Origin of the sequence: Klebsiella sp. 141240, from assembly GCF_050600805.1 — a bacterium.
GTDB lineage: Bacteria > Pseudomonadota > Gammaproteobacteria > Enterobacterales > Enterobacteriaceae > Klebsiella > Klebsiella aerogenes.
In genome coordinates this window covers 1-12597 of record NZ_JAQIRK010000002.1, presented here as the reverse complement: position 1 = coordinate 12597, position 12597 = coordinate 1, and the positions used below count along the sequence as shown (strand labels likewise).

The following is a 12597-nucleotide window of genomic DNA, read 5'->3' as shown; positions in this document are numbered from 1 at the left end:
TTAAAGGCCAATGTATTACGATTTTCAGCCAGGAGTGTACGCATGCGTAATATCGCGATTAATGATGTCGATCATCTGCCGCGCCGGGTATTGGGCCTGGGTAGCGATTATCCGCCTGACACCCTTTTACCGCGCCATCATCATCGGCGAGCGCAGTTTCTCTATGCCGTGAATGGCTTAATGAAAGTCGAAACCGATGACGGCCAGTGGCTGGTGCCGCCGTTCAGCGGCGTATGGATACCCGCTAATAAACCGCATCGCGTCTGGATGCCAGGCGTGAGCACCCATAGTCTGTATATCGAACCGCAGGACGCGCCGCGCGCCGGCGTGCGCTGCGAAGTATTGCAGGTTTCGCCGCTGCTACATCAACTGCTATTGGCCGCCTGCCAGTTGCCGCTGTTGTATGAAGAGAGCGGACATGATGCGGCGCTTATCGCCCTATTGCTGTTTGAACTGCAGGGCGCCCCGCCGCTGCCGATGTTTACGCCGCTGCCGCAACATCCGCGGCTGGCTGAACTATGCAGCGCGTTTCTCCGCCAGCCGGAGATTCACAGTACACCGGAGCTGTGGGCCAAAAAGATGAGTCAAAGCCTGCGCACCTTCAACCGCCGCTTTTTGCAGGAGACCGGAATGGCATTTCGCGACTGGCGTCATAAAGCCTGCCTGATGTACGCTCTCACCGCCCTGCGAGAAGGCCGTAGCATTACCGACGTGGCATTAAGCCTTGGCTATGAGCATCCGGCGGCGTTTACCGCCATGTTCCGCAAAGCGATGGGCTATGCGCCAGCCTCTTTTATCCGCCATCTTAAAGGAGGCACGCCTGTCTCTCACGCCAGATAAATAAGAACATCCTGATTCTGGCCTGTTATATTTTGATTTAGATAGTAAACATTTATTAATAAATAAAATCACCGCGTTTACTATCTGAAAAATGTGCTTATTACGGTACCGGCGAATTTATGCCTGCAGTACGTAAGTTTTCGTAAATTTTGCGTTTCATCATTCTGGCGTTTCCCTGAATACGCTATAAATGGCGACGGTCGATCCCTAACATGAAAATAACGACATGAAGCCCAAACTCAGCCACGCTTTATTACTTGTTCCTTTATTGATTTTGGCAGGATGTTCATCTTCCCCAAAAAAACCGCCCAAGGCGGTGACGCAGCATCATTATGAGCCGATCGACAGCGGCTCCGACGATCTGATACCGGTGCTGGCCGCCCTGCACGATCAGATGCACACCTGGGACGGCACCCCTTATGAATGGGGCGGCACCGACCAGAGCGGCGTCGACTGTTCCGGCTTTGTCTGGCGTACGCTGAAGGACCGCTTCAATCTGCCAATGGACCGCGTGACCACCGGCGATCTTCTGCATATGGGCGTGCGGGTTAGCAAGCAGCAGCTGCGACCTGGCGATTTAGTCTTCTTCCGCATTCACGGCGGCATGCACGTCGGTTTCTACGATACCGACCACAATTTCCTGCACGCCTCCGCAAGCCAGGGCGTCATGCGTTCGTCGCTGGATAATCCGTACTGGAACCGCGTATTTTATCAGGCGCGGCGCTTGCCGAAGGAATATAACGCGCAGATCACCATGAATAACGACAATCTGCATCTGGCGAAAAACCGCTAATCCTGACAAATAAAAACCGCGGCGCTCAGGGCCGCGGTTTTTATTTTTCTTGCGCTCAGTTTTATCAGAACTGATAGGTCATCCCCAGCGCGACGATGTCATCATCGTTAATACCGAGCTTATTATCGCTCTTCAGCTGGTTAATTTTGTAATCCACAAAGGCGTTCATGTTTTTGTTGAAGTAGTAGGTCAGGCCGACGTCAATATAGTTGACCAGGTCTTCGCTGCCGACACCTTCAATATCCTTGCCTTTCGACAGTACATAGCCCAGAGACGGACGCAGACCGAAATCGAACTGATACTGGGCGACCGCTTCAAAGTTCTGCGCTTTATTCGCAAAACCACCGCTGATCGGGGTCATTTTGCGGGTCTCAGAGTACATTGTCGCCAGGTAGATATTGTTGGCGTCGTACTTCAGGCCGGTAGCCCAGGCTTCCGCTTTGGAACCCTGGCCGCGCGCCAGCAGGTTCTGATCGTTGGTACGGTCAGAGCTGGTATAAGCCGCGCTGACGGCGAAATCACTGCCGCCGAAATCATAGCTTAAAGAGGTGCCGAACCCGTCGCCATTCTGTTTTTTCGCTTCGCGGCCTTCGTTTTTCCCCTGGTATTGCAGGGTCATATTCAGACCATCGACCAGGCCGAAGAAATCGGTGTTGCGGTAGGTCGCCAGGCCGCTGGCGCGTTTGGTCATGAAGTTATCGGTCTGCGCGGAAGAGTCGCCGCCGAACTCCGGGAACATATCGGTCCAGGCTTCAACGTCGTACAGCGCGCCGAGGTTACGACCATAGTCAAATGATCCAAACTCTTTTAACTTCACGCCGGCAAACGCCAGACGGGTTTTCTGCGAGGAATCGCTTTCGGTTTTATTGCCGGAGAATTCGGATTCCCAGCGGCCATAACCGGTCAGTTGATCGTTGATCTGCGTTTCGCCTTTGATACCGAAGCGAACGTAGGTCTGGTCGCCATCCTTGCTGTCATAATCGCTGAAGTAGTGCATGGCTTTCACTTTGCCGTACACGTCCAGTTTATTGCCGTCTTTATTGTATACTTCCGCTGCCTGTGAAGCCGAAGAAGCAACAAAACCCATCATCATTAATGCCAGTGAACGCTTTTTCATTATGTGGTCCTGGTGATTTATTTACACGCGCTTATCAATTCCGGGCGAAGGCCCCGTCAAAAACTGGAGGTTTTTTAACGCTGTAGTGTTAAATATTTATGACGAAATGGAACTTTTTATAAAAAAGAATGTTTAAATATTTCCGTCATAAATATGTCATCTTGCCTGCGCAGAATGCCCGATCCGCGCAATAAAATGGCTTGACCAATACGCCAGCAGTTGGCAAGCGGCCTGACTCCTGTTACAACATCAGCTCGATCTCGATATTCCTTTTGAACGGCAGAAAATCATGAGTGATAGCCAGACGCTGGTGGTAAAACTGGGCACCAGTGTTTTAACGGGCGGATCCCGCCGCCTGAACCGCGCCCATATCGTTGAGTTAGTGCGCCAGTGCGCGCAGCTGCATGCCATGGGGCACCGCATTGTGATTGTAACTTCCGGGGCCATCGCCGCCGGACGTGAACACCTCGGCTACCCTGAACTGCCCGCCACCATTGCCTCAAAACAGCTGTTGGCGGCAGTCGGCCAAAGCCGTCTTATCCAACTGTGGGAACAGCTTTTCTCTATTTACGGCATTCATGTCGGCCAGATGCTGCTGACCCGTGCCGATATGGAAGATCGCGAGCGGTTCCTCAACGCCCGCGATACCCTGCGCGCGCTGCTGGATAACAATATTGTGCCGGTCATTAATGAGAATGACGCCGTCGCCACCGCTGAAATCAAAGTCGGCGACAACGATAATCTTTCCGCCCTGGCGGCCATTCTCGCCGGCGCCGATAAACTGCTGCTGTTGACCGATCAGCCGGGACTCTTTACCGCCGACCCGCGTAGCAATCCGCAGGCCGAGCTTATTAAAGATGTCTACGGCATCGATGACGCGCTGCGCGCCATTGCAGGCGATAGCGTTTCCGGCCTCGGCACCGGCGGCATGGGCACCAAACTTCAGGCCGCGGACGTCGCCTGTCGCGCGGGCATCGATACCATAATCGCCGCCGGCAACCGCCCGGACGTTATCGGCCACGCGATGGAAGGCCTGCCGGTGGGCACCTGTTTCCACGCTCAGGAATCACCGCTGGAGAACCGCAAACGCTGGATCTTCGGCGCGCCGCCGGCCGGTGAAATCACCGTCGATGCCGGGGCGACCCAGGCTATTCTGGAAAGAGGAAGCTCATTGCTGCCAAAAGGCATCAAAACCGTCAGCGGGAATTTCTCCCGCGGCGAAGTTATCCGAATCCGCAGTAGCGAAGGCCGCGATATCGCTCACGGCGTAAGCCGCTATAACAGCGACGCCCTACGCCTGATCGCCGGGCAGCACTCGCAGCAAATCGATGCCATCCTCGGCTATGAATACGGCCCGGTGGCCGTCCATCGCGACGATATGATTACCCGTTAAGGAGCTGAAAATGCTGGAACAAATGGGCATTGCGGCCAAAGCAGCCTCTTACCAACTCGCGCTGCTTTCCAGCCGCGAGAAAAATCAGGTTCTGAACAAGATTGCTGATTATCTGGAAGCGCAGACCGAAGACATCCTGCGCGCCAACGCCGAAGACCTCAGCGACGCCCGCGCCAATGGCCTGAGCGACGCGATGCTCGATCGCCTGGCGCTGACGCCGGCGCGCCTGCGCGGCATTGCCGATGACGTGCGTCAGGTGTGTAGCCTGGCGGATCCGGTCGGCCAGGTGATTGACGGCGGTCTGCTGGATAGCGGCCTGCGTATCGAACGTCGCCGCGTACCGCTGGGAGTGATCGGCGTGATTTATGAAGCGCGGCCGAACGTAACCGTCGATGTCGCCTCTCTGTGCCTGAAGACCGGCAACGCGGCTATTCTGCGCGGCGGTAAAGAGACCTGGCGTACCAACGCCGCGACGGTGAAAGTGATTCAACAGGCGCTGCAGGAGTGCGGCCTGCCGGCTGCCGCGGTGCAGGCAATCGAGAGCCCGGATCGCGCGCTGGTCGGCGAAATGCTGAAGATGGATAAATACATCGATATGCTGATCCCGCGCGGCGGCGCAGGCCTGCATAAGCTGTGCCGCGAGCAATCCACGATCCCGGTGATCACCGGCGGTATCGGCGTGTGTCATATTTTCGTCGACGATTCGGCAGAGATCGTACCGGCGTTGAAGATCATCGTTAACGCCAAGACCCAGCGCCCGAGCACCTGCAACACCGCCGAGACGCTGCTGGTGCACCGTAATATCGCCGATACCTTCCTGCCTGCGCTGAGCAAACAGATGGCGGAGAGCGGCGTGACGCTGCATGCCGACCCGGCCGCCCTGCCCCTTCTGCAGAACGGTCCGGCAAAAGTGGAGCCGGTGAAAGCGGAGCAGTACGACGACGAGTATTTGTCGCTGGATCTGAACGTGAAAGTTGTCGCCGATCTCGATGATGCGATTGCCCATATTCGCGCGCACGGTACCCAGCATTCAGATGCTATTCTGACGCGTACCCTGCGCCATGCGAATCGCTTTATTAATGAAGTGGATTCGTCGGCGGTATACGTTAACGCTTCTACCCGCTTCACCGACGGCGGCCAGTTCGGCCTCGGCGCGGAGGTGGCGGTCAGCACCCAGAAGCTGCACGCCCGCGGGCCGATGGGCCTGGAAGCGCTGACTACCTATAAGTGGATTGGTTTCGGCGACGATACCATTCGTGCTTAACGCTAAGCGGGTGATGCAAAAGTAGCCGTTTGATTCGAAAGGGCATTGACGCATCACCCACTTAGTTTTAACCTTCTACCCCGTGCTTCACGCAGGTGAACGCGTCCTTTCAGGGCCGATATAGCTCAGTTGGTAGAGCAGCGCATTCGTAATGCGAAGGTCGTAGGTTCGACTCCTATTATCGGCACCATTTCAACTTCCCAAAACGTCCGTATTCATCCATAAATAACCTGATTTATAACGATTTTACCGATTTTTAGTCCATCGTTGTCCGTGACCATCCAGTAGAATCCGATACAGAATGTGTATATGTTCCTGTTCGGCCTTGGATTCCTATACACATGCCTTTAAACGATATGCAGATTCGCCGCGCTAAGCCTGAAGATAAACCCTATACGCTTGGGGATGGGCAAGGCTTGTCATTGCTTATAGAACCTAATGGAAGCAAGAGCTGGCGGTTCCGCTATCGCTATGCCGGTAAACCCAAGATGATCTCGCTTGGCGTTTACCCAACGATCACCCTTGCTGATGCGCGTTCCCATCGTGATGAAGCTCGAAAACTTGTGGCAGAAGGAAAGAACCCTAGTGTGGTTCGAAAAGAGCAAAAGCTGGCTCTGCAAGCAGAGTCAGATAACGCCTTCGAAAAGATAGCCAGAGAGTGGCATCAACTTAAATCTGCTAAATGGTCGGCAGGATATGCATCAGACATCATGGAAGCGTTTAAGAACGACATTTTTCCTTATGTTGGACAAGGCCTGTGGGAGAGATTAAACCGTTAGAGCTGCTGAACGTACTGCGTAAAATTGAGAAGCGTGGTGCGTTGGAGAAAATGCAGAAAGTGCGTCAGCGTTGCTCTGAAGTGTTTCGCTACGCAATTGCAACGGGTAGAGCGGAGTACAATCCTGCGGCAGATCTTTCCAGCGCTCTCGAAGTACACCAATCCAATCATTTCCCGTTCCTAAAAGCTGATGAGATACTCGAATTTCTGCGTGCCTTAGAGAGTTACACCGGGAGTAAGCTTGTCCAGATAGCAGCGAAATTACTGATGATTACGGGCGTGAGAACCATCGAATTACGCGCGGCATTATGGCAAGAATTTGATCTGGATAACGCTATTTGGGAAATTCCTGCTGAAAGGATGAAAATGCGCAGGTCACACCTTGTACCTTTGTCGACTCAAGCGTTAGATTTACTCAATGAACTCAAGATAATGACAGGGAACTATCGTTATGTTTTTCCGGGACGGAATGATCCGAGTAAGCCTATGAGTGAGGCGAGTGTCAATCAAGTTATCAATCGAATAGGCTACAAGGGGAGGGTTACTGGACACAGTTTCAGGCATATGATGTCAACTATCTTATACGAACATGGGTTTGATTCCCGTTGGATAGAGTTACAGTTAGCTCATGTAGATAAAAATAGCATCCGAGGGACCTATAATCATGCGGTTTATCGTGACGAGAGAACTACTATGATGCAGCATTTTGCCGATTTATTATTATGGAATTCTCATGACGATCATAAATGAGGTAAATAAATATGTGTCTGTAAAAAAGAAGGATTTTGATGCTTGCATCGATGTTGTTGAGCATTCTTTTTGTATAAAATCGCTCTGTGCTCAGGTCAGGTTTCATCATTTAAAATTTGATGGTAATGGACGACCGATGGTAAAGGCTCTAGCTGAAAAACTTTATGAATATATAATCGATTATTGTTTTTCAATGCAAGATAGAGTTGAGCCACTGTCTTCGCAACAATGGCTTGCTCTGGCTAAACAGGCTCGTTCGCTATTTAGACATCCTAAGATTACAGATGATTCACCTGATAAAACAGGTGAAGCAGGAGAAACTTTATTATTCTTTCTTATGGAGGCTATAATTGGTGCTCCTCAGTTAGTAGCAAAAATGGAGCTCAAAACTAATTCTAATGATGAAGTAAAAGGATCCGACGGAATACATATAAAATGGAATGAAAAAGATAAAATTGTTGATTTCTACTTTGGAGAGTCAAAGCTTTATCAGAAAATATCATCTGCAATGGACTCCGCACTAAAAAGTATTGATGATTTTCATACAAATGAAATGTATAAACATGAATTTTGTATGGCGACTAAGCATTATAAGTATGCAAAAGATGAAGTCAGAGATGCTGTTAAAAACCTTTTTGTTTCTGGTGAGCCAGGTTCCGATGTTCGTGTGAATCATGCATGTTTAATTGGTTTTGACTGGAATGGATTCGATAAGTTTGACTATAGCTCGTCTATCCCTATCAATGAACAATTCCTTGCCGAGTTAACTAATACAATGCCGCAATGGATTGAATTATTAGATGAGAAGTTTAATAAATTTGACCGAAAGCATTTGAGGTTTGATGTCTTCTTTATCCCATTCCCTTCAGTGATTGATTTCAGAAATGAGTTTAATAAGGCACTGGATTGATTATGTTAAAAATTGATGAATTATACTCCAAGCTTGTTAAGGTCAGTGTTAATAATATATTTGGGATAATAAATGATCTAAGCATTACCATAGGTGATATTTATCAACTTTTATCATACAGTTCTATATTGTCTTTATCAGAGAGAGAGTCTGATATCAAAAAAGCATACGACATTGTTAGCCGGATTTTAGAGGTTAACAACTCGTATAATGAAAATGTTATTTCAGCTTGTGACCTTATTCTATCTAGGATCGGTAATTTCCCGGGGAGGGGGCTATTAAGAGATAAGTATAATAAAGGTGAGTCACCAGCACTAAATTTATCACTTTCTTTAGAACGTATAGGACGCGAGACAGAGAATACATATAATGATATAACTTTAACAAATTTTCAGTGTAGATTGCTTAAATCGCTAACGAATAATAATTATCTTAGTGTATCTGCACCAACATCGGCGGGAAAATCTTTTGTTCTTTCACTAGCTGTGATTGATAAAATAAAAGCTTATGAAAAAGAGTGTATTGTTTATGTAGTACCAACTAGAGCTTTAATTAGTGAAGTGTCAAATAAGTTTCGGCATGAATGTAAGCAAGCAGGTCTTAGTAAGGTTATTATAAGGACAGCGCCTGAAATAATAGAGACCAATAGTATAGAACAAGGTTTGATATATGTGCTAACACAAGAAAGGCTTGTCAGTTTACTCTCGGGTTCTTATGGAAATAGCCATTTTCATATAGATACATTGCTTATAGATGAAGCACATGAAATTCAAAAAGGGAAAAGGGGAATAGTACTGCAAAACGCTATTGAATTAGCTCTTGAAAAACATCCTTACATGCAGGTTATGTTCTCTAGCCCTTTAATAAGCAATCCGGAGTATTTTTTCTCTATATTTAGATGGCGCAAAGATGGCAAGGCTTTTATTGAAACTATATCGCCTGTTACTCAAAATGTTCTGCTTATAAATCAGGTAAGAAATAATACAAAAGCTATTAATGTAAAATTGAATGCAGACGGAAACCCTATTGACCTTGGAGTTTATGAACTAGATTTCGTTTTGCGCGACAATCGTAAAGTTCAGAAAGCAAAACTCGCTGAGTTTATTTCTCGCACCGGTGGGGCTGTGATTGTATTTGAAGATACGCCATCCAATGCAGAAGGTGTAGCTATAAATATAGCTGAGCATTTCGGTGAGTTAACCCTGGAGAACGACTTCAAAGAATTTATATCTTCGATTGAAGAGGAAATGCATGAGCAATATACATTAATAACATGCCTCCGTTCTGGAGTAGCTTTCCATTATGGAAATATGCCATCTATAATAAGAAACGGGATTGAATACTTCTTCAAACGAGGCGATATTAAATTTATTGTGTGTACGAGCACCCTGTTGCAAGGTGTTAATTTACCAGCTAAGCATCTTATTTTAGAGAATCCTCATAGTGGCGATGAACCTATGTCTAGGGCTGATTTTTTGAACCTTGCAGGTAGAGCTGGTCGCTTGAGATACGAGTTTCAGGGAAATGTATGGTGTGTAAGAAGTAATATGTGGGACAATAAATCATTTGAAGGCGAAAATCTTCAAACAATATCATCTGCCATGTCAAAAGTAATGGAAGATGGTGGGAGTATTATTTCAAATGCTATTGATAATGTGTTTTCACCAACTGATGACAAGGAACTGGCAGATGTAGCATTTGCTCGTTTTTATCATGAAGTTCAAAGGGATGGGTTCCAGCTTCCCTATTTTTATGAATTGGAAGGGACTGAATCCAACGAAATGTTGGAGTATAATTATGATAAAGTCCGCCGAATGAAAATAAACATTCCTGAAGAGTTGTTGAAACTAAATTCAGGAACCCGACCTGATTATATTCAGCGACTTTATGATTTCTTTAACCAGCAGGATGATTTAGATGATTACATTCTACACAGTCCTTACCAAAAAGGAGGTAAGGCGAGAATGGATCGTGCCATCGAAGTAATTATTGACATTTTCTCTTGGTCAATAACACCCCAGTATGCCAAATTAATAAGTGTTATGGCTCACCAATGGATGACATCTCACTCTCTTAAATCCATGATTAATTATAAAATTAGAAATTCGCACGACTTATCAGAGCTTATTAATCGTGGGGGAACTGTTGATAAAATAAGAAAGAAAACATCCTCCCTTATTAGGGATGTACTTAATACACTTGAGAATCAAGTAAGGTATAACTTGGTTCGTTATTTGAAAATATATAGAGAGATTCTTATTTACGTTTTGGTTGCAAAAGGACAAAAAGATAAGGCTGACAAAGTGGAAAATATTAGTGCCTATCTCGAGTTTGGATCTTGCAACCCTACTGAATTGAGTCTGATGTCGTTAGGCCTCTCACGAAGTACCGCTTTGTTCTTAAAAAATAAGTTTAATTTCCCTCGTGAATCTTCCCCTGAAGGTCTAATTGATTTTTTATTAACAAAAAATATGAACTCTAAAAATACTCCAGAGTTTAGGCTAAGAGAGCTTAAAGATGTGCTTGGAGTATAATTTATCATCGTGGTCATGTCGGCGCAAAAGATATAATTACGGATGGTAGCAGTTAATTTTGACGTTATTTAATCGTTACCAGCGCGCAATGCTCTCCCCGCCACGCCTGCCCGCTTCTGGGACGCTTTTAATGCAGGTGCATGAAGGGCTTCAGGCCGCGCCAGTGCTGGTGCGGCGGGGTGTGGAAAATTCAGGGTTTTGCATGCAAAGCCATGCAGCGTAGGCATGCATGGCTATTTTTCTTAAAAAAGACGGGGATTTTCGGGGCTTTTTATGCGGATTTTTTGCGGGTCTGCGCGGCCTGTCGGCACATGAAAATCTGACTCTGTTCAGGTGTATATTTTGCCCGGTTGTCTTCTCTGGACGCTCTGTCAGGCCGGAACCCGATAGTCGTCAGTATATCCCGGTCATCCTCTGCATAATGAATATCGCTTCCGCTGGCCAGATGAACCGATAGTGCTTCGCGAACGCTGGCGGCCGCCCGGTCGAGAGCCCGTTCTCTGGCGATTTCTGGTTGCTCTCTGAGGGCATTAATTCCGGTGCCAGTGCTGCGACCAGCGCGTCGCCACTGACCTGCATAAAGGCATGGAGCTGGCGGCGCATGCTGACACGCTGCACGGCCTCATGCGACCGGATATACTGACCGGCAGACTGGTTCACCGCCCATTTTTTCAGGTGGCCAAATTCAGTAAACCACTACAGTATCGCCGCTTAAAGGCCAGCGGGCGGCCATTCCAGACAGCTTCCCTTTTGCTTCAAGGGCTGTAATGCGCTTCTCTTTTTTCGAGAGCGAGAACATTAAGGCATCTGCCAGCATAAGTAACGCCCAGTTAATACGGTTTTCTCCGCCCGTGGCATATTTTAACCCGGCGTCGCTGTAGTCCATTTCACCTATCTCCGGGAAAGCGGTCCCTACTCCGGGCATGTAATAAGAGAAATAACCATCACTTTCAGCACCGGGTGGATATGCAGCGTGAAACAGCTTTGCAATATTGGTTGGATGAATCGGGTTTGCACGTTTGGTATCGTTATTCTCGTTATTCCCCGTACCATCAAAAAAGAAGCTGATATGCAGACTTCTTGCACAAGTAAAGCCAGCCCCATTTCGCCGTCCTGTTTGCTCATTGAAGGCATTAAGGTATTCATCTTCTTCTCTACGCTGCTTTAGATAATTATCCAGTACGTCTTTTTGCGCCCCAGGTAAACGCCCATTCAAAGGGAATGACGGAGGAACCCAGGCAGACGCTTTTATTTCTGACATGTTGCGGGTTCCTGCATATTCATCGGCTCTTTAATGGGATATGAAGGAGAATTTGGCCCCTCAACACCTGTATAAATCTCAACCTTCTGGCAAGGAAGAATATGAACAGAAAACTCACCAAGATGATTGTACTGAGGAATTTCAACATCAACGCTGTAATGTAGATAATTTGCTTTATGCTGAATATAAGCTTTATTGTAAGCGTCAGTTCCCAGAGGTGGTAAACGCGCATAAGAATTAGGATCTACCTCCCATTCAATACGCGCAACCATTTCTGGCCGCCATTGATCAGGAAGGGTCACGCAGCAATACCCACCACCTAATCCGGGAACCCGGTATCCATTGACTGCAAACCAATTTATTCTCTGACCCGCCACATGATTATAAGCGCCTACCGTAATAGCGGTGGTATCACTTTCATCAGCCTGTAAAGGCGAACATCCCGATAACAACACTGACACAAATAAAGCAATGCCCCGGATAATCCATTTTATTCTGCTCACTCTTCCTCCCTGCGCTTTTTGCCTGGTGAATGGTATAACTTGTGCCCTGCGGTTATCTGGCACACATCATTTCACTCGTTGGCTAATAGCCCTGCCAGACACTTTTATTTCTGACATGTTGCGGGCTCCTGCATATTCATCGGCTCTTTAATGGAATACACATCTGCCCCATAGCCAGCGATACCCGCATAAATTTTCACCTGATGACAGGGGAGAAAATGGACGTTAATACCCGCACTCTCTTTATATTGCGGAATGGGAACGTCAGCGCTGAAGTGCTGGTATTTGGCCTCGTGCTGAGCTAAGGCCATTGGTTCAAAACCAACCCCCATTTTCAGTCTTGGAATTTTTTCATCCGCGTTAGGATCAACCTCCCACTCAATATGTGCAGTCATCCCAGGTCGCCACTGGTCCGGGATCATAACGCAGCACACATTTCCATTTAGCGTCGCAT

Annotated in this window: 10 protein-coding genes, 1 tRNA gene and 2 pseudogenes; 8 read left to right on the top strand and 5 right to left on the bottom strand. The window is 47.7% G+C overall.

Features of this window, described 5'->3' with window-relative positions; genetic code table 11:
• Positions 1–42 precede the first annotated feature (42 nt).
• Together PGQ95_RS03055 and PGQ95_RS03050 are read left to right on the top strand one after the other, a co-directional pair.
• Positions 43–840: an AraC family transcriptional regulator gene (locus PGQ95_RS03055; protein WP_430916942.1), complete on the top strand. Its 798-nt coding sequence runs from the start codon at positions 43–45 to the stop codon at positions 838–840.
• 226 nt (positions 841–1066) lie between these two features.
• Positions 1067–1633: a C40 family peptidase gene (locus PGQ95_RS03050; protein WP_430916940.1), complete on the top strand. Its 567-nt coding sequence runs from the start codon at positions 1067–1069 to the stop codon at positions 1631–1633.
• Between the two features lie 64 nt (positions 1634–1697).
• Here PGQ95_RS03050 and phoE read toward each other — a convergent pair whose 3' ends face one another.
• Positions 1698–2750 carry a phosphoporin PhoE gene (gene phoE, locus PGQ95_RS03045; RefSeq protein WP_015368078.1) on the bottom strand — a complete coding sequence of 351 codons (1053 nt, stop codon included), beginning with the start codon at positions 2748–2750 and terminating at the stop codon, positions 1698–1700.
• A 289-nt stretch (positions 2751–3039) separates the two neighbouring features.
• Here phoE and proB point away from each other — a divergent pair, with 289 nt between their 5' ends.
• The 6 genes and pseudogenes from proB to PGQ95_RS03015 all read left to right on the top strand — a co-directional run bounded on the left by proB (position 3040) and on the right by PGQ95_RS03015 (position 10379).
• Positions 3040–4143 (top strand): glutamate 5-kinase, encoded by a 1104-nt coding sequence (gene proB / locus PGQ95_RS03040; protein WP_015368077.1) that lies wholly within the window; start codon positions 3040–3042, stop codon positions 4141–4143.
• Between the two features lie 10 nt (positions 4144–4153).
• Positions 4154–5407 (top strand): glutamate-5-semialdehyde dehydrogenase, encoded by a 1254-nt coding sequence (gene proA / locus PGQ95_RS03035; RefSeq protein WP_087859184.1) that lies wholly within the window; start codon positions 4154–4156, stop codon positions 5405–5407.
• A 114-nt stretch (positions 5408–5521) separates the two neighbouring features.
• Positions 5522–5597: transfer RNA gene (locus PGQ95_RS03030), tRNA-Thr, on the top strand.
• 151 nt (positions 5598–5748) lie between these two features.
• Positions 5749–6935, top strand: a pseudogene (locus PGQ95_RS03025) (tyrosine-type recombinase/integrase).
• On the top strand, positions 6919–7845 hold the full coding sequence (locus PGQ95_RS03020; RefSeq protein WP_395226773.1) for a HamA C-terminal domain-containing protein: 927 nt from the start codon (positions 6919–6921) through the stop codon (positions 7843–7845). Before PGQ95_RS03025 ends, PGQ95_RS03020 begins: the two are co-directional and overlap by 17 nt.
• Positions 7846–7847: 2 nt before the next feature.
• Positions 7848–10379, top strand: coding sequence for a DEAD/DEAH box helicase (locus tag PGQ95_RS03015; RefSeq protein WP_430916937.1), 2532 nt, complete (start codon positions 7848–7850; stop codon positions 10377–10379).
• A 271-nt stretch (positions 10380–10650) separates the two neighbouring features.
• On the opposite strand, the pseudogene PGQ95_RS03010 reads toward PGQ95_RS03015, so the two are convergent.
• The 4 genes and pseudogenes from PGQ95_RS03010 to PGQ95_RS02995 form a co-directional block, all read right to left on the bottom strand.
• Positions 10651–10997, bottom strand: a pseudogene (locus tag PGQ95_RS03010) (phage polarity suppression protein).
• A 67-nt stretch (positions 10998–11064) separates the two neighbouring features.
• Complete coding sequence (locus PGQ95_RS03005; protein WP_430916935.1) at positions 11065–11640, bottom strand: hypothetical protein; 576 nt, start codon at positions 11638–11640, stop codon at positions 11065–11067.
• Positions 11628–12143, bottom strand: a complete 516-nt coding sequence (locus PGQ95_RS03000) for a DUF3304 domain-containing protein (RefSeq protein ID WP_430916933.1) — start codon at positions 12141–12143, stop codon at positions 11628–11630. Before PGQ95_RS03000 ends, PGQ95_RS03005 begins: the two co-directional genes overlap by 13 nt.
• 104 nt (positions 12144–12247) lie before the next feature.
• Positions 12248–12597: DUF3304 domain-containing protein (locus PGQ95_RS02995; RefSeq protein WP_430916931.1), on the bottom strand; the 350-nt coding region annotated here is incomplete at its 5' end.